The sequence below is a fragment of the Paracidovorax sp. genome (assembly GCF_057642795.1).
On sequence record NZ_JBXYZY010000044.1, the window covers coordinates 240,584 to 257,992 of the forward strand.

Annotated in this window: 18 protein-coding genes; 1 reads left to right on the top strand and 17 read right to left on the bottom strand. The window is 70.3% G+C overall.

The features are described 5' to 3' along the window. The first annotated feature begins 151 nt into the window (after positions 1–151). Positions 152–1,726, top strand: a complete 1,575-nt coding sequence (locus tag AC3A84_RS18475) for a tannase/feruloyl esterase family alpha/beta hydrolase (protein WP_487971474.1) — start codon at positions 152–154, stop codon at positions 1,724–1,726. Between the two features lie 330 nt (positions 1,727–2,056). Here the strand turns inward: AC3A84_RS18475 and AC3A84_RS18480 are convergent, their stop codons facing one another. The 17 genes from AC3A84_RS18480 to AC3A84_RS18560 all read right to left on the bottom strand — a co-directional run bounded on the left by AC3A84_RS18480 (position 2,057) and on the right by AC3A84_RS18560 (position 17,242). Beyond that, on the bottom strand, positions 2,057–2,923 hold the full coding sequence (locus tag AC3A84_RS18480; protein WP_487971475.1) for an alpha/beta hydrolase: 867 nt from the start codon (positions 2,921–2,923) through the stop codon (positions 2,057–2,059). An 11-nt stretch (positions 2,924–2,934) separates the two neighbouring features. After that, positions 2,935–3,327 carry a RidA family protein gene (locus AC3A84_RS18485; protein WP_487971476.1) on the bottom strand — a complete coding sequence of 131 codons (393 nt, stop codon included), beginning with the start codon at positions 3,325–3,327 and terminating at the stop codon, positions 2,935–2,937. Positions 3,328–3,379: 52 nt separating this feature from the next. Further along, entirely contained in the window at positions 3,380–3,856 is a 477-nt protein-coding gene (locus AC3A84_RS18490) for an acyl-CoA thioesterase (protein WP_487971477.1), read from the bottom strand. Further along, a complete protein-coding gene (locus tag AC3A84_RS18495) occupies positions 3,853–4,602 on the bottom strand; it encodes an ABC transporter ATP-binding protein (protein ID WP_487971478.1) in 750 nt (249 codons plus the stop codon). The genes AC3A84_RS18490 and AC3A84_RS18495 overlap by 4 nt, the downstream gene beginning before the upstream one ends. Further along, entirely contained in the window at positions 4,599–5,369 is a 771-nt protein-coding gene (locus AC3A84_RS18500) for an ABC transporter ATP-binding protein (protein WP_487971479.1), read from the bottom strand. Before AC3A84_RS18500 ends, AC3A84_RS18495 begins: the two co-directional genes overlap by 4 nt. Continuing rightward, a complete protein-coding gene (locus AC3A84_RS18505) occupies positions 5,366–6,376 on the bottom strand; it encodes a branched-chain amino acid ABC transporter permease (protein ID WP_487971480.1) in 1,011 nt (336 codons plus the stop codon). The genes AC3A84_RS18500 and AC3A84_RS18505 overlap by 4 nt, the downstream gene beginning before the upstream one ends. Positions 6,377–6,394: 18 nt before the next feature. Further along, positions 6,395–7,315, bottom strand: a complete 921-nt coding sequence (locus AC3A84_RS18510; RefSeq protein WP_487971481.1) for a branched-chain amino acid ABC transporter permease — start codon at positions 7,313–7,315, stop codon at positions 6,395–6,397. 43 nt (positions 7,316–7,358) lie between these two features. Next, positions 7,359–8,552, bottom strand: a complete 1,194-nt coding sequence (locus AC3A84_RS18515; protein ID WP_487971482.1) for an ABC transporter substrate-binding protein — start codon at positions 8,550–8,552, stop codon at positions 7,359–7,361. Positions 8,553–8,626: 74 nt separating this feature from the next. Continuing rightward, entirely contained in the window at positions 8,627–10,255 is a 1,629-nt protein-coding gene (locus tag AC3A84_RS18520; RefSeq protein ID WP_487971483.1) for an AMP-binding protein, read from the bottom strand. Between the two features lie 78 nt (positions 10,256–10,333). Beyond that, entirely contained in the window at positions 10,334–11,521 is a 1,188-nt protein-coding gene (locus AC3A84_RS18525; protein WP_487971484.1) for an acyl-CoA dehydrogenase family protein, read from the bottom strand. A 117-nt stretch (positions 11,522–11,638) separates the two neighbouring features. Then, the gene (locus AC3A84_RS18530; RefSeq protein WP_487971485.1) at positions 11,639–12,490 is read right to left on the bottom strand and encodes an enoyl-CoA hydratase family protein; all 852 of its coding nucleotides are present in this window, start codon (positions 12,488–12,490) and stop codon (positions 11,639–11,641) included. Continuing rightward, complete coding sequence (locus tag AC3A84_RS18535; protein ID WP_487971486.1) at positions 12,487–13,125, bottom strand: MarR family winged helix-turn-helix transcriptional regulator; 639 nt, start codon at positions 13,123–13,125, stop codon at positions 12,487–12,489. The genes AC3A84_RS18530 and AC3A84_RS18535 overlap by 4 nt, the downstream gene beginning before the upstream one ends. 1 nt (position 13,126) lies before the next feature. Continuing rightward, on the bottom strand, positions 13,127–13,918 hold the full coding sequence (locus tag AC3A84_RS18540) for an SDR family NAD(P)-dependent oxidoreductase (protein ID WP_487971487.1): 792 nt from the start codon (positions 13,916–13,918) through the stop codon (positions 13,127–13,129). Between the two features lie 20 nt (positions 13,919–13,938). Next, positions 13,939–16,308 carry a bifunctional salicylyl-CoA 5-hydroxylase/oxidoreductase gene (locus tag AC3A84_RS18545; RefSeq protein WP_487971488.1) on the bottom strand — a complete coding sequence of 790 codons (2,370 nt, stop codon included), beginning with the start codon at positions 16,306–16,308 and terminating at the stop codon, positions 13,939–13,941. Positions 16,309–16,428: 120 nt separating this feature from the next. Then, positions 16,429–16,677 (bottom strand): helix-turn-helix domain-containing protein, encoded by a 249-nt coding sequence (locus tag AC3A84_RS18550; protein ID WP_092938698.1) that lies wholly within the window; start codon positions 16,675–16,677, stop codon positions 16,429–16,431. Between the two features lie 53 nt (positions 16,678–16,730). Then, complete coding sequence (locus AC3A84_RS18555) at positions 16,731–16,922, bottom strand: DUF2256 domain-containing protein (RefSeq protein WP_487971489.1); 192 nt, start codon at positions 16,920–16,922, stop codon at positions 16,731–16,733. Positions 16,923–16,984: 62 nt separating this feature from the next. Next, the gene (locus tag AC3A84_RS18560; RefSeq protein ID WP_487971490.1) at positions 16,985–17,242 is read right to left on the bottom strand and encodes a hypothetical protein; all 258 of its coding nucleotides are present in this window, start codon (positions 17,240–17,242) and stop codon (positions 16,985–16,987) included. Between the last annotated feature and the right edge of the window lie 167 nt (positions 17,243–17,409).

Below are 17,409 nucleotides of genomic sequence, written 5' to 3' on the forward strand. Positions count from 1 at the left end.
GGCCTCACTCCCGGCCGGCCGCCGGGCATGGGACTTTCCCTTCCCGTCTGCATTTGCAGGGGATGCAGGCGGGAGCGCGCTGCCTATCGTGACGCCCGGAGCCGAAGCCCGGCTTCGATCGTCACGACACAACCACAAGGAGACTTCGCCCATGTCCCAATACACCACGACGGCAGGAGCCGTTGGCACGCTCATGGCCGTGCTGCTTTCGGCCTGCGGCGGCGGCAACGGGGGCGACCCCGTGGCCGTGCAGCCGCTGGCCCAGGCCTGCCCCGCCTTCAAGCCCACCGGCCTGCCCCACGGCGCCGTCGTCACCGGCACCGAGATCCGCGCGGCGCAGGGCGCATTGCCCGACGTCTGCATCGTGCGCGGCAAGATCGTTTCGTCGCCCCAGTCCATCATCAACTGGGCGGTGGAGCTGCCCGCGCAAGGCGTGTGGAACGGCAAGACGCTCACCGTGGGCGGCGGCGCGCTGGACGGTTTCATCCCCACCGACGATCCGTTCTATCAAAGCCTGGTCGGCCCCTCGGCCGGCCCCTATGTGCGCATGAGCTCGGATTCGGGCCACCAGAGCCGCGGCTTCGAATGGGCCAGGGACGACGTGGCGCTGCGCAACCATGCCTACGACGCCAACCACTTCGTGCTGGGCGTGGGGACCGCCATCGCCACCAGCTTCTACGGCAAGGCGCCCACCAAGCGCTACCACCTGGGCCATTCCAACGGCGGCCGCTCGGGGCTGATCTCCACGCAGAAATACCCGCAGGACTACGACGGCGTGGTCGCCATGGAGCCGGCCATCGCGCAGCAGGCCCACCAGGTGAACCTGGGCCCCAACGTGATCCGCCACATCTTCCAGGACCGCGCCAACTGGCTCAGCCCCGCCAAGATCGCTCTCTACGCCAAGGCCGAGACCGCCGCCTGCGATGCGCTGGATGGTCTCAAGGACGGCATCATCGGTAACGTCGAAGCCTGCAACTACGTGCCCACCGACCTGCTGTGTCAGGGCGCCGACAGCGACAGCTGCCTGACCGCCGGGCAGATCGAATCCATCCGCCTGATCTACGCCTCTCAGAACACGCAGGTGCCGCAGTCGCGCGGCGCCACGGGCTACCCGCGCTATGGCCGCGGCGGCAGCGCGACCAGCGACTGGGGCGCCTACATGTTCGGCACCAGCTTCGAGGCGCGCGATTCCTTCAACCACATGGCCGTGACCGAGGCCGCCAAGGTGGTCGAGGGCCGCACCGACGTGGATGTGCTGCGCCACGACCCGCTGCAGTTCAAGGCCCAGTACCTGCGGCTGGCCGAAATGATCGACGGCACCGACCCCGACCTCTCCGCCTTCGCCGACAAGGGCGGCAAGCTGCTGATCTGGTATGGCCTCTCGGACACCTGCGTCTCGCTCTACCGCACGGCCCAGTACTTCGACAGCGTGAAGCAGACCCTGGGCACGAGCAAGGTGCAGAGCTTCGCCCGCATGCTGACCTCGCCTTCGGTGGGCCACAACCTCGACGGCCCCGGCCCGCGCCCGGTGGACCTGCTGGCCGCGCTCGACACCTGGGTGACGAGCGGACAGGCGCCTGACCGGCTCGTGGCCACCACCGTGCCCGCCACCGGCAGCAACGCGCCCGCCCAGCAGCGGCCGGTGTGCGAATACCCCAAGTTCCCGCGCTACAACGGCTCGGGCGACCCGACCAAGGCCGAGAGCTTCACCTGCTCGGACGCCTGATGCGGTCATGAAATCGCTCCCTGCGCCATAGAGCGGCAGGGAGCAAAAAAGCCCCCGGCAGCGCAGACGGCTGCCCGGGGGCTTTGTCGTTTGTTTCCGGCTCAGCGGCGGCGGTAGGCCTCAGCGGCTGCCGGCGTGCCGGCCGCACGCTTGGCCTGGAACTTCTTCCAGAGGAAGCCGGCGACGGCCATGAGGATCATCTTGCGCATGGAGGTTTCCTTTTCAGAGAGAGCCTCGATGTTCGCTGCGGGAGCTGCTCGGGCCTGTAGGAAGCCCCGGCGGCGCCCTGTCGGCCCGCAGGCGCGGGCGCCGTCAGTCCGGGAACCTGTCTCAGCGGCCCAGCGCCGCCGCCACCCAGTCGCACAGCGCGCTACGCGGGTCCTCGAAGCCGTGGATGGCGCTGAAGTGGTGGGCATCCGGCTGCTCCAGCACCTCGGCCCGGTTGCCCGCAGCCAGCCAGGCATCGCGCCAGGCCAGGGACTGGCGGGCGAACTCCGGCTGTTCCAGGCCGCCCCAGGTCAGCAGCACCGGCGTAGGCGAGGGGCGCACGTGATGCACGGGGGAACAGCGCCGCACGGTGTCCTCCGTGAGCTGGATCTTGGGCTGCAGGAAGCTGTAGCGCAGCGGCGCCAGGTCGTAGAGGCCGCTGGCCATCACCGCCCCTTTGAAAGGGTCCTGCGGCAGGCCGTAGTCACGCTGCCATGCGGTCTGCAGGCACATGGCCGCCAGGTGGCCGCCGGCCGAGCTGCCGCCCACGGCCACGCGCTGCGGGTCGCCCCCGTATTCCGCGATGTGCCGCAGCACCCAGGCGCAGGCGGCACGCATCTGGCGCACGATCTCATCGACAGTGACGGCCGGGCACAGCGCGTAGTCGGGCACCACCACGTTGATGCCGCGCTCCACCAGGCCCAGCGCCACGCAGCTGAAATCGGCCGCCGAGAGCGCGCGCCAGTAGCCGCCGTGGATGAAGATGAAGACGGGCGCACCGGCGGCATCCGGCGAATCGGCGGGGAAGATATCCAGCGTCTCGGCGCGGGTCGGGCCGTAGGGAACGCCCAGCCGGCAGGGCAGCACGGCGCGCGCATGGGCGCTGCGCTGCTGGTAGTGGCGCATCTCGGCGGCGCGGTCGGCCACGGGGATGGCCGTGTCGTACTGCGCGTCGATCTGCTCCTGCGTGGCGAAGTCGCGGTAGAGCACGGTCGCGGCCTTCAGTCGGGGATGACGGCGGTGACTTCGATCTCGACCTGGGCCCGGTCCTCGATCAGGCCCGCGACCTCCACCGCCGTCATCGCGGCGTTGAAGCTGCCGATGATCTCGCGGAAAGCGCGGCCGATCTCCGGGTAGGCGGCCACGTAGGCCTTGCGGTCGGTCACGTACCAGGTCATGCGCACGATGTGCTCGGGGCGTGCGCCGCCTTCGGCCAGCACGGCGACCACGTTCTGCAGCGCCTGGCGCACCTGGCCGGCGAGGTCGTCGGTGTGGAAGACGCCTTCGGCATCCCAGCCGATCATGCCGGCCACGAACACCATGCGGCCGCGTGCCGTGACGCCGTTGGCGTAGCCGCGCGGACGGGGCCAGCCGGGGGGAAGAAGAGTCTGCATGGATGTCTCCGAAAAAAGGGGATGCGGCGAGGCCCCGCTGGCCCCCGTTGCGTCAGCGCGACAGCCGCGCCAGGGCCTCGCGCACGTCGTCGGGCAGCGCGCGGGCCTTGTGAGTCTTGAGGTCGGTGGCCACCAGCACCTGGCGCGAGCGCATGCGCTCTTCCTCGCCGGCGCGGCAGTGCATCGCCAGGGTGATGGAGCTGTTGCCCACGCGCTCCACGGCCAGGCCCAGGGTCACGTCATCGCCCATGCGGCTGACGGCACGGAATTCGCATTCCAGCCGCACGATGGGCAGGCCGATGCGCCGGGGCCCGAGCAGGCCCGAATACGACACGCCCAGGCAGTCGTTGAACCAGTCCTCGACCAGCCCGTTGAGCATGACGAGGTATTGCGGGAAGAACACGATGCCGGCCGGATCGCAGTGCGCGAAGCGGATGCGCAGCGGGCGCTCGAAGACCAGGGGCGAATCCGGTGCGGCAGCGCCGGAGGCCACGGACGGTTCGGGAGAAAAAGCGGTCAGGGAACTCATACACCAATGTACTGCTGCCACAGGTCCGGATCGGCTGCCAGCGCGGCGGAATCGCCCTGCCAGACCACGCGCCCGCGCTGCACGATGGTGTGGCGGTCGGCCAGCCCGATCAGGCGCTGCACGTATTTGTCGATCACCAGGATGCTCTGGCCCTGCGCGCGCAGCTGCGCCAGGCAGCGCCAGATCTCCTCGCGCACCAGCGGTGCCAGGCCCTCGGTGGCCTCGTCGAGCACCAGCAAGTAGGGGTTGGTCATCAGCGCCCGGCCGATGGCCAGCATCTGCTGCTCGCCGCCCGAAAGCTGGTTGCCCATGTTGCGCGAACGCTCGGCCAGCCGTGGGAAGAGCGCATAGACGCGATCGAGCGTCCACGGCTCGGGCGACTGGTTGCGGTTGGCGCCGAAGGCACGCAGGTTCTCGGCCACCGAGAGGTTGGGGAAGATCTGCCGCCCCTCGGGCACCACCGCCAGCCCCATGCGGGCGATGCGATCGGGCTCCAGCCGCTCGATGCGCTCGCCGCGGAAACGCACCTGGCCGCCGCGCGCGCGCACCAGGCCCAGCACCGATCGCACGGTGGTCGTCTTGCCCATGCCGTTGCGCCCCAGCAGCGTGGCGACGTCGCCCGCGTCGATGCGCAGGCCCACGCCGAACAGCACCTGGCTGCTGCCGTAGGCGGCCTGCAGGTCGTCCACTTCGAGCAGCGCGCAGCGGCCGGTGGGCGCAGCGGGGGTCTGCGGGGTCGTCGTCATGTCTCGTCCTCCACGGGCAGCTCGTCGCCCAGATAGGCGCGCCGCACGTCGGGGTGGTTGCGGATCTGGGCCGGCGTGCCGCAGGCGATCACGCGGCCGAAGACCAGCACCGAGATACGGTCGGCCAGGCGGAACACGGCATCCATGTCGTGCTCCACCAGCAGCAGCGTGGTGCTGCCGCGCAGCGACTGCAGCAGCGCCACCATGCGCTCGGATTCGTCCGGCCCCATGCCGGCCATGGGCTCGTCCAGCAGCAGCAGGCGCGGCGCGGTGGCGAGGGCCAGGCCCACTTCCAGCTGGCGCTGCTCGCCATGCGCCAGCGCGCCGGCCAAGGCATCCTTCTGCGCGCCCAGGCCCACGCGCTCGACCACGGCGGCGGCTTCGTCATAGCGGGCCCGCTCGCTGCGCGCGGCCTGCCAGAAACGCATGCTGCTGCCCTGGCGCGCCTGCACGGCCAGCGCCACGTTGTCGAGCACCGAGAGGCGCTTGAAGATGCTGGTGATCTGGTAGGAACGCGCCAGCCCGCGCAGCACGCGCTGCGGCATGGGCAGGCCCGTGATGTCGTCGCCGCCGAAGACGATGCGGCCGGCATCGGGCGCGAGCGCGCCCGAGATCTGGTGGATCAGCGTGGTCTTGCCCGCGCCGTTGGGGCCGATCAGCGCATGCAGCTCGCCGGGCTGCACGCGCAGCTCGGCATGGTCGGTGGCCGTGAGGCCGCCGAAGCGCTTGACCAAGCCGTCGATGTGCAGCAGCGGCACGGCGCTCATGCCCGCTCCCCGCCGCGCCGCAGCAGCCCGGCCAGCCCGCGCGGCGCAGCCAGCACCACCAGCAGCAGCAAGGCGCCCAAGATGAACTGCCAGTGGATGGTGTAGGCCGAGAGCAGCTCTTCGAGCAGCAGGAACACCACCGCGCCGATGAAGCCGCCCCAGAGATGGCCCACGCCGCCCAGGATCACCATCACCATCAGGAGGCCCGACTGGTTCCACTGCAAAAGCGACGGGCTCACGAAGCTCGACTGGTTGGCCAGCAGCGCGCCCGCCAGCCCGGCCATCGCGCCGGCCAGCGTGAACGCGGCCAGCTGGTAGCGATAGACCGGAAAGCCGATGGCGCCCATGCGCGTCTCGTTCTCGCGGATGGCCTGCAGCACATGGCCGAAGCGCGCGTTCAAGAGGCGCTGGATGCCCACGAAGCAGAGCGCGAAGAGCGCCAGCACCACGTAGTAAAAGCGCGTGTCGTCGCCCAGGTCGAAGCCGCCGCCCAGCACCGAGCGGCCGGGCAGCGTGAGGCCGTCCTCGCCGCCCCAGGCCTTGACCGAGACCATCAGGTAATAAAGCATCTGCGCGAAGGCCAGCGTGATCATGATGAAGTACACGCCCCGCGTGCGCAGGCTGATGGCGCCCACCAGCAGCGCGAACAGCGCGCTGGCCAGCACGGCGGCGGGCCAGGCGATCCAGGCCGACATGACGCCTTGCTGCATGAGGATGCCCACCGCATACGCCCCGGTGCCGACGAAGGCCGCATGGCCGAAGCTGACCATGCCGCCGAAGCCCAGGATGAGATTGAGGCTGGTGGCGGCCAGCGCGAAGATCAGGATGCGGGTGGCCAGGCCGATGTAGAAGTCTTCGCCCAGCGCGGCAGCCAGCGGCGGCAGCGCGGCCAGCGCCAGCAGCACCGGGCCGGCCCAGCGCAGGCGCAGCGCGTGGTCCAGCAGGCCGGGCGCGGGCGGGCGGGTTGCCGCCGATGCGGCGGGAGTCGAGGCTGTGGTGGTCGTCATGCAGCGGTTTCCCAGGGGTCAGCCATGCGCCGGGAACAGGCCCCGGGGCTTCCAGAACAGCACGGCGGCCATCAGCAGGTAGATCAGCATCGAGGCCACGGCCGGGCCCGCGCCGCTGGCGGCCTCGGGCCCCAGCCAGTGGCCGAAGGCCAGCGGGATCAGCGTGCGGCCGGCGGTATCGACCACGCCCACCAGCAGCGCGCCGAAGAGCGCCCCGCGGATGGAGCCGATGCCGCCGATCACGATCACCACGAAGGCCAGGATGAGGATGCTCTCGCCCATGCCCACCTGCACCGCCAGCAGCGGCCCCAGCATGCCGCCAGCCACGGCACAGAGCGACGCGCCCAGGCCGAACACCGCCGTAAAGAGGCGCCGCACGTTGGTGCCCATGGCCAGCGCCATCTCGCGGTTGGAGGCCCCCGCGCGCACCTGCATGCCCAGCCGCGTGCGCGTGACCAGCACGTAGAGCAGCAGCGCCACGCCCAGGCCCACGCCGATGATGAGCAGCCGGTAGGCCGGGTAGAAAAAACCCGGCAGCAGCTCCACCGGGCCCGCGAGGCTGGCCGGCGGATTGAGCGCGATGGGCTGCGCGCCCCAGAGCATGCGCACGCCCTCGTTAGCCATCAGCAGGATGGCGAAAGTGCCCAGTACCTGCGAGAGATGGTCGCGCTGGTAGAGCCGGCGCAGCACCGTCACCTCCAGCAGCATGCCCAGCAACGCGGTGCCGGCCACGCCGGCGGCCAGGCCGATCCAGAACGAGTCCGTGGCGGCCGCCGCCGTGGCGATCAGGTAGGCGCCCACCATGTAGAGCGAGCCGTGGGCCAGGTTGATCATGTCCATGATGCCGAACACCAGCGTGAGGCCGGCGGCCAGCAGGAACAGCATCAGCCCGAACTGCAGCCCGTTCAGGGACTGCTCCAGCACCAGCACGCCGGTCATGACGAGGCCCCGTTCACGGCATCGGCGCGAATCGCTGCGCCGGTCATGCCGCCGGCATCTTGCAGCTGCCCACGTAGGCATCCGCATGGTTCTTGAACACGGTGCCCAGCGTGCGGTTGGTCACGCGGCCCTGCGTGTCCTTGGTGACCACGCGCAGGTAGTAGTCCTGGATGGGGAAATGGTTGGTGTTGAACTTGAAGGCCCCGCGCACCGACTCGAAGCGCGCGGCCTCGAGCGCGCGGCGCACCGCCGTCTTGTCGGCCAGCTTGCCCTTCACGTCGCGCACGGCGCCGTCGATCAGGCGCGCCGCGTCGTAGCCCTGCGCGGCGTAGAGCGTGGGCAGGCGGCCGTATTCCTTCTGGAAGTCGGCCACGAATTTCTTGTTGGCGGGGTTGTCCAGGTCATGCGCCCAGAGCGAGCTGTTGAACATGCCGAGCATGGGCTCGCCCACGGCCTTGATGACGTCTTCATCGGCCGAGAAGCCCGGACCGAAGAGCGTCATGTCCTTGGAAAGGCCCGCACCCACGAACTGCTTGATGAAGTTGATGCCCAGGCCGCCGGGCAGGAAGATATAGACCGCATCGGGCTTGGCGGCACGCATCTTGGCGATCTCGGCGCCGTAGTCCAGCTGGTTGAGCGGGGTGTAGCTCTCGAGCGCCACCTCGCCCTTGTAGAAGCGCTTGAAGCCGGCGAGCGCATCCTTGCCCGCCGGGTAGTTGGGCGCGAGCAGCGCCACGCGCTTGAAGCCCTTGTCGGTCACCGTCTTGCCCACGGCCTCGTGCAGGTTGTCGTTCTGGTAGCTGGCGCTGAAGAAATACGGGTTGCACTGCTCGCCCGCGTATTGCGAGGGGCCGGCGTTGGCGCTGATGTAGAAGGTCTTGGAGGCGAAGGTGGGCGCGCCCACGGCCAGCATGACGTTGGAGAACACCACGCCGGTCATGAAATCGACCTTGTCGCGCTTGATGAGCCGGTCGGCCGTCTGGCGCGCCACGTCGGGGCTTTGCTGGTCGTCGGCCACCACCACCTCGGCCGGCAGGCCGCCGAGCTTGCCGCCGCCCTGCTTGACGGCGAGCTGGAAGCCGTCGCGGATGTCGATGCCCAGCCCTGCGCCAGGGCCGGAGAGCGTGCTGAGCAGGCCGACCTTGACGGCATCGGCGGCCTGCGCGGCAGCGCAAGACAGGGCCAGGGCCACGAGCGCGGCCAGGGGCTTGAGCGATGAGGCGTTCGGAGTCTTCATGGAGCGGTCTTTCTGACAGTGGACACGTGAAGGAAGGTGGAATGTCGTCCTGGGCGGCGGTGCGAACCGGAGCCTCAGGCCGCCACCGGCGCGGCAGCGGACTCCGCCAGCCGGAACCGCTGGAGTTTGCCCGTTTCCGTGCGCGGCAAGGCGTCCACGAAGTCGATGGCGCGTGGGTATTTATACGGAGCCACGGTCTGCTTGACGAAGTCCTGCAGGGTGCGCGCCATCTCCGCCCCCGGCGCATGGCCCGGTCGCAGCACCACGAAGGCCTTGACGATCTGGCCGCGCTCCTCGTCGGCCACGCCGATCACGCCGCACTCGGCCACGGCGGGGTGCAGCAGCAGGGCGTCTTCCACCTCGGGCGCGGCGATGTTGTAGCCGGCCGAGACGATCATGTCGTCGGTGCGCGACTGGTAATGGAAATAGCCGTCCTCATCCATCAGGTAGGCGTCGCCGGTCAGGTTCCAGCCATGCTGCACGTACTGCGACTGGCGCGCATCGTCCAGGTAGCGGCAGCCGGTGGGGCCCTGCACCGCCAGGCGCCCCACGGAGCCGGGCGGCAGCGGCCGGCCCTCGGCATCGACCACGCGGGCGCGGTAGCCGGGCACGGGCACGCCGGTGGCGCCGGGCCGGGCATGGGCCTCGTCGGCCGAGATAAAGATGTGCAGCATCTCGGTCGCGCCGATGCCGTCGATGAGCTCGATGCCGGTGGCCTGCTTCCAGAGCGCGCGGGTGGCGGCGGGCAGCGCCTCGCCCGCCGAAACGCAGCGCTGCAGCGTGCCCGCGCGGATCGCCTCGCCCTGCGCGGCCATCGCGCGGTAGGACGTGGGCGCGGTGAAGAGCACGGTGGCGCCGTAGTCGCGGATGCCGTCCAGCAGCTGCGCGGGCGAGGCCTTTTCCAGCAGCACGGTGGAAGCGCCGAACTTCATGGGGAACAGCAGCAGGCCGCCCAGCCCGAAGGTGAAGGCCATGGGCGGGCTGCCGATGAAGACGTCGTCCGCCGACGGCCGCAGCACGTGGCCGGGCCAGCAGGCGCAGATGGCCAGCACGTCGCGGTGGAAATGCATGGTGGCCTTGGGTACGCCGGTGGTGCCCGAGGTAAAGGCCAGCAGGCAGGTGTCATCGGCGGCGGTATCGACGTTGTCGAAAAGCTCGCTCTCTTCGGCCATGGCCGCCTCCAGCCCGTCGGCTGAAGCAGCGTTGAAGCAGCGCACCTGCGCCAGCACCGGGCAGGTGCGGGCGGCGGCATGCAGTTCGCCCGCCAGCCGCGCATCGCAGAGCGCGTGGCTGATGCGGCCCTTGTCGATGATGGCCTGCAGCTCCTTGGCGCGCAGCAGCGGCATGGTGGCCACGGCGATGCCGCCGGCCTTCATCACCGCGAACCAGCAGGCGGCCAGCAGCGGCGTGTTGGGCGCGCGCAGCAGCACGCGGTTGCCGGGCACCAGGCCCATGCGGCGCACCAGCACGTTGGCGATGCGGTTGGCCTGGGCCTGCAGGTCGGCATAGGTCCACGAGAGGCCCGCGCCGCGCACGCAGAGCCGCCCGCCCCAGCCGCGCTGCACGGCGCGGTCGAGCAGTTCCGTGGCGCAGTTCAGGCGCTCGGGGAACTGCAGCTCCGGCAGCTCGAACAGGAATTCGGGCTGCATCGCGGCCGGCGGGAGCCGGTCACGGGCAAAGGTGTCGATGTGTGCGCTGGCCATGCGGGAACCCCCTTTTGGTGCGAAGCGTGCAGAAACCCCAATTACTTTAGAAATAAAGCAATCAACGGGCCAGCGGGATCACCCTGAGGTGGCGGGGCCGGCCGCAGGCGCGCTCCAGGCGCGCAGCAGGTCGCGCGCGATGATGAGCTGCTGCACCTCGGTGGCGCCCTCGTAGATGCGCAGCGAGCGGATCTCGCGGTAGAGCCGCTCCACCGGCTGCTCGCTCACCACGCCCTGCCCGCCCCACATCTGCACGGCCATGTCGATGACCTGCTGCGCGTTCTCCGTGGCGGTGAGCTTGGCCATGGCCGCCTCGCGGGTCACGTTCTGGCCCTGGTCGCGCATCCAGGCGGCGCGGTAGGTGAGCAGCGCGGCGCTGTCGATGGCGGTGGCCATCTGCGCCAGCTTCGACTGGGTGAGCTGGAAATCGGCCAGCACGCCGCCGAACATGCGCCGCTGCGTGGCGCGGGCCAGGGCCTCGTCGAGCGCCCGGCGTGCGAAGCCCAGCGCGGCGGCCGCCACCGAGGTGCGGAACACGTCCAGCGTGCGCATGGCGATCTTGAAGCCCTCGCCCGCCACGCCGATGCGCTGCGCGGCCGGAATGCGGCACCGCGTGAAGCGCAGGCGCGCCAGCGGGTGCGGCGCGATCACCTCGATGCGCTCGGCGATCTCGAAGCCGGGCGTGCCGGCATCGACGATGAAGGCGCTCACGCCCCGCGCGCCGGGTGCTTCGCCCGTGCGGGCGAAGACGACGTAGAAGTCCGCGATGCCGCCGTTCGATATCCAGGTCTTCTCGCCGTCCAGCAGGTAGTCGCCGCCCTCCTCTTCCTGACGCGCCGAGCAGGCCATGGCGGCCACGTCGGAGCCAGCCTCGGGCTCGGAGAGCGCGAATGCGGCGATCGCCTCGCCCGCGGCCACGCGGCCCAGGTAGCGCGCGCGCTGCTGCGCGTCGCCGGCGAGCGAGATGGCGCCCGATCCCAGGCCCTGCATGGCGAAGGCGAAATCCGCCAGGCCCGCATGGCGCGCCAGCGTCTCGCGGATCAGGCAGAGGGCGCGGGTGTCGATGGCATCGCCGGCATCGGCCGCCACCGCATGCCGCAGCCAGCCGGCCGCGCCCAGGCGCCGCACCAGGGTGCGGCAGGCTTCATCGACGTCGCGGCCATGGGCATCGGTGATGTGCTCGGCCGCCCAGGCATCGAGGCTGCGGGCCAGATCGCGGTGGCGGTCCTCGAAGAAGGGCCAGTCGAGGTAGCGGGTGTCGCTCATGCGGGACTCCTTGGCCGACCCCTGCGATGGGCGGCTGATTCATGTCGGAAAATGGCCTCAGCGCTTATTTCAGAAGCTCTTGCAGCTATTGATTCAATAGCAAATGGCGGCGCGGGCTCAATTGCCCTCGAACACCGGCCGGCGCTTTTCGACGAAGGCGCGGTAGGCGCGCTCGAAGTCGCCGGTCAGCATGCACAGGGCCTGGGCCTGGGCTTCGGCCTCGATGGCCTGGTCCACCGTCATGGCCCATTCCTGGTGCAGCATGGTCTTGGTGATGCCGTTGGCGAAGGTGGGGCCGGCCACGATGTCCTGCGCCAGCTTCTGCGCCTCGGCCAGCAGCGCGTCGGGCTCGCAGAGGCGGTTGAGGAAGCCCCAGCGCTCGGCCTCGTCGCCGGGCAGCGAGCGGCCGGTGTAGAGCAGCTCCGACGCCCGCCCCTGGCCGATGATGCGCGGCAGGATGGCGCAGGCGCCCATGTCGCAGCCGGCCAGGCCCACGCGGTTGAAGAGAAAAGCCGTCTTGCTGCGCGCCGTGCCCAGGCGCAGGTCCGAGGCCATGGCCATGATGGCGCCGGCCCCGGCGCACACGCCGTCGATGGCCGCGATGATGGGCTGCGGGCAGTGCCGCATCTCGGACACCAGCGCGCCGGTCATGCGCGTGAACATCAGCAGCTCGGGCGCGTTGAGCTGCACCAGCGGGCCGATGATTTCATACACGTCGCCGCCCGAGCAGAAGTTGCCGCCCGCGCCCTGCAGCACCACGGCATGCACGTCGGTGGCGTGGCGCAGGCGGTGGAACAGGTCGCGCAGCTCGGCATACGAATCGAAGGTGAGCGGGTTCTTGCGCTCGGGCCGGTTCAGCGTGACGGTGCCCACGCCCCCCTCCACCTGCCAGAGGAAATGGGTGGCGGCGTAGCCCGCCAGCGGGGTGCGGTTGCCGGCGACGAGGGCCGGGTCGATGCGGTCGGTCATGGAGCGGTTTTCCTGCGGGAAGGTGCCTTGCGGGCAGACGACGGGGGAGACGATGCGGCGGCAGGCAGGGCAGGAGGCGCTGCGGGCGGCTCCGCCGCGAGCGCCGCCTGGTGCTGGGCCAGCTGCATGCGCAGGCGGCCCAGCTGGGCGAAGAGCTGGTCCTTGTCGCCCGCGCCCAGGTTCTCGAACATGGCGGTGAGCCAGGTCTCGTGCTCGGCGGCCATGGCGGCGAAGTCGCGCCGGCCCTTGGGCGTGAGCGCCACGCGCCAGGAGCGGCGGTCGTCCGGGTCGTCCACGCGCTCGACCAGGCCCTCCTTGGCGAGCTGGTCGGTCAGGCCGGTGATGTTGCCACCCGTCACCATGAGGTAGCGCGAGAGCGCATTCATGCGCAAACCGCCCGGGTGGCGTTCGAGCTGCGCCAGATAGTCGAAGCGCGCCAGCGTGATGCCGAAGCGCGCCCGCAGGCGCTGGCTGATCTGCTGCTCGATCTGCCGGCTGCAGGCCAGGAGGCGCAGCCAGATCTTCAGGTCGATATGGTCGCCCGCGACGGCGCGGGCCTCGTGGCCGATGCGCTCGTCGTCGAGCACGGGCGCCGGCGCCGGGGAGGTCTTGTGGCTGCTGCGGCTGCGCTCCATGTCACATCACCTCGCCGCCCGAGACGGAAATCGCCTGCCCCGTGACCGCCGCCGCGCCCGCGCCGCAAAGCCAGGCCACCGTGTCGGCCACCTCGTCGGGCGCCACCAGCCGGCCCTGCGGGTTGCCGCGCACGAACTCGGCCCGCGCCGCGTCGGCGCTGCGGCCGGTCTTGGCGGCCACGCGCTCCACGCTCTCGCGCACGATGTCGGTGTCGGTATAGCCCGGGCACACGGCGTTGACGGTGACGCCCTTGGCCGCCAGCTCCAGCGCCAGCGAACGGGTCAGCCCGATCACGCCGTGCTTGGCCGCCGCATAGGCCGCCACGTAGGCATAGCCGCGCAGCCCCGCCGTGCTGGCGATGTTGACGATGCGCGCCGCGCCGCCGGCCGCGCCCACGGCCAGCAGGTCGGCCAGCGCTGCCTGGGTGCAGGAGAAGGTGCCGGTCAGGTTCACGTCGAGCATGCGCTGCCAGTGGGCCGCGTCCATGCGGTGAAAGGGCGCGCTCTCCGCCTGGCCGGCGTTATTGACCAGCACCGCCACCGGCCCGGCCGCGGCGCGCGCGGCGGCGAAGGCCTGGGCCACGCTGGCCTCGGAAGTGATGTCGCAGGCCAGCGGCAGCGCCTGGGCCGATGCGGGCAGCTGCGCGGAAAGCGCCAGCAGCACGTCCAGATTGCGGCCCAGCAGCGTGAGCCGCGCGCCATCGGCCGCCAGCCGACGGGCGATGGCCGCGCCGATGCCGCGCCCCGCGCCGGTGATGACCGCATGGCGGCCGTGCAGCGCTTTCGCAGCCATGGGGTGGGCGCCTGCAGCCATCAGCCCGCCTCCGCCTGTTGCTGGGCACGCTGCAGCGGCGAGAGCGCCGCCGCCTGCGCAGCGGCTGCGCGCTCGCGCTCCAGGTTGCGTTCCAGCTGCACCTTGCCGGCCTGGTACTGCACCGGCCAGCGCACGTCGAAGTAGCCGATGCGCGCGGCTTCGTTCAGCGTCCAGGCCGGGTGGGCCAGGTGCGGGCGCGCCACGGCGCATAGGTCTGCACGGCCGGCCGCGATGATGCTGTTGACGTGGTCCGCCTCGGTGATGGCGCCGACCGCGATGGTCGGGATGCCCGCCTCGTTGCGCACCCGGTCGGCGAAGGGCGTCTGGAACATGCGGCCATAGACCGGCTTTTCCTGCTTGCTGACCTGGCCGGAAGAGCAGTCGATCATGTCGGCGCCGGCGGCCTTGAAGGCGCGGGCGATCTCCACCGCGTCGTCGGGGGTGATGCCGCCCTCGACCCAGTCGTGCGCCGAGATGCGCACCGAGATGGGCTTCTCGCCGGGCCAGGCGGCGCGCATGGCGGCGAACACCTCCAGCGGGTAGCGCAGCCGGTTGGCGAGCGGGCCGCCGTATTCGTCGCTGCGGCGGTTGGTGAGCGGCGAGATGAAGCTGCTGAACAGATAGCCGTGCGCGCAGTGGAACTCGAGCCAGTCGAAGCCGGCCTCGTCGGCCCAGCGGGTGGACTGCACGAACTCGCCCTGCACCCGGTCCATGTCGGCGCGGGTCATGGCGCGGGAGATGTCGCTCACGCCCTCGATGTACTGCTGCGGCGAGGCCGAGAGCAGCGGCCAGCGCTCGCCTTCGGGCAGCGGCTGGTCGATCCCTTCCCAGGCCCGGCGCGTGGCGCCCTTGGCGCCGGCATGGCCGAGCTGGATCGCCATCTTGGCGGTGCTGTTCGCATGAGCGTAATCGACGATGCGCTTCCAGCCATCGCGCTGCGCCTGGTTCCAGAGGCCCGGGCAGCCGGGCGTGATGCGGGCATCGGGCGAGGGGCAGGTCATCTCGGTGAACACCAGCCCCGCGCCGCCCATGGCGCGCGCGCCCAGGTGGACGAGGTGGTAGTCGCCCGGCAGGCCGTCGTCGGCGCACGAATACTGGGCCATGGGCGAGACCACGACGCGGTTCTTCAGCGTGACGCCGCGCAGCGTGAAGGGCGTGAACATGGGCGGCACGGCCCGCCGGTCGGCGCGGCGCTGCGGCAGGCCGGCGCGCTGGGCGATCCAGTCTTCGTAGCGCTCCACATAGCCGGCATCGCGCAGCCGCAGGTTCTCGTGGCTGATGCGCTGGCTGCGCGTGAGCAGCGAATAGGCGAACTGCTCGGGCGGCAGGCTGGCGTAGCGCTCGACGTTCTCGAACCACTCGGTGGAGTTGCGCGCCGCGTTCTGGATCTTCAGCACCTCCACGCTGCGCACGGCCTCGTAGTCGGCCAGCGCGGCGTTCAGGTCGCCGGGCCGGCGGCCGATGCAGCGCGCCAGCTCGATCGCGTCTTCCAGCGCCAGCTTGGTGCCCGAGCCGATGGAGAAATGCGCCGTGTGCGCCGCATCGCCCATCAGCACCACGGGCGCCTGGCCGTTGTGGTGCACCCAGCGCTGGCAGATCACGCGCGGAAAGTGGATCCACTGCGCCGAACCGCGCAGGTGCGCAGCGTTGGAGATGAGCGGATGGCCGCCCAGGTGGCGCGCGAAGAGCTTTTCGCAGAAGGCGATGGCGTCTTCCTTCTCCATGGTGTCCAGGCCCGCGGCGCGCCAGACGCGCTCGGGCGCCTCCACGATGAAGGTGGAGGTGTTGGCGTCGAAGCGGTAGGCATGGGCCTGGAACCAGCCGTGCTCGGTCTTTTCGAAGGCGAAGGTGAAGGCGTCGAACAGTTGCTGCGTGCCCAGCCAGACGAAGCGGCACAGGCGCACGTCGATGTCGGGCTGGTAGGTGGCGGCGTACTGGGTGCGGATGCGGCTGTTGAGGCCGTCGGCCGCGATCACGAGGTCTGCATCGGCATAGTCTTCATCGCTTTGCACGTCGGTCTCGAAGACCAGCTGCACGCCCAGTTCCTCGCAGCGCGCCTGCAGGATGTTGAGCAGGCGCTTGCGCCCGATGCCGCAGAAGCCGTGGCCGCCGGATCGCACCGTCTGCCCGTGGATGTGGACCTCGATGTCGTCCCAGTGGTTGAACGCATCGAGGATCTTCCCGGCCGTGACCGGATCGGCGGCCTGCAGGTGGCCCAGCGTCTGGTCGGAGAACACCACACCCCAGCCGAAGGTGTCGTAGGGCCGGTTGCGCTCGACCACGCGGATGTCGTGCGACGGGTCCTGCAGCTTCATGAGCAGCGCGAAATACAGGCCCGAGGGACCGCCGCCGATGCACACAATCTTCATGACACGCCGCCTTCGCAAGTGCTGGAGCGGCCAGTCTGCGGGCTATTAGTTTAGTTGTCAATCAAATCAAGCGCATCGCTGCGTTGCACATCGGGGCGCTGCGCTGCGCGTGCAGCCCGTTCAGCCGGGCCGGCAATCCACCGCAATGCCGTAGAGCGCCAGCAGTCCCAGCACATGGCCCACAGCCACGCCGGGCTCGCCCGATTCGATGCGGCCGATGGTCTGCACATGCACGCCCAGCCGGGCGGCGGCCTGCGCCTGGCCCTCGCCGGCCGCGAGCCGTGCCTGCCGGGCCGCAGCCCCCAGGGCGCGGATGGCCGCGAGCGCTTCGTCTGCGATGGCGATGGAGATGCGTTTGCCTTGCGTCATGCCGGCATTCTGAGGGATGGGCCGGCGCGCGGCCCCAGCCGCGCTGCCCGCCGTCAGCCCTTGCCGCTGCGGCGGCACCGCTCGGAGCAGTACTTGACCTCTTCACAGTTCCGCGCCCAGCTGCGCCGCCAGGTCATGGTCAGCCCGCAGGCCGCGCAGCGCTTGGAAGGCAGGCTCGCCTTGTTGCCGCGATGGGCGCCTGACGCACGGGGTGGACGGTTAGTGGCGCCGGAGTTCTTTGCCATGCCGCCCTGTCAAGCCGCGTTCCAAGAACAACCGGCACAGAGCCCCCCGGGGCGTGTCGCCATCAAGGGCTTGCCGGCGCCTTCTCGGCCGGCGGCACCATGTGCGGCGATTCGGTGCCGTAACTGTGGGCCGGGTCGTAGATCTGGTCGCGCACGAGGTAGCCCACAGCGCTCGCCACCATCAAGCCGGCGACGAGGGCCAGCAGGACGATCCGTACCGACGGCACGCGGCGCCGGGCGTGGTCCGCCTCTTGTGCCTTGACGTGCGCGGGATGCGGTGAGCCTGCGGTACTGCGGGGGGAATGTTGGGGTGTGACCATGGTCGAGCTCCTGGGTGATTCAGCCCCCAAGCTAAGGGCTCGCAACGGCCCAGGCTGTCGGACAAGGGAGGAGAAGCAGCTGAGTGAGGTTTGAATCGCCCCGGGTTTTCTAGACACCTCTGAGCCTCAAACCTGAGGCCCAATTGGAGGTGCCATGAGTAAACAGA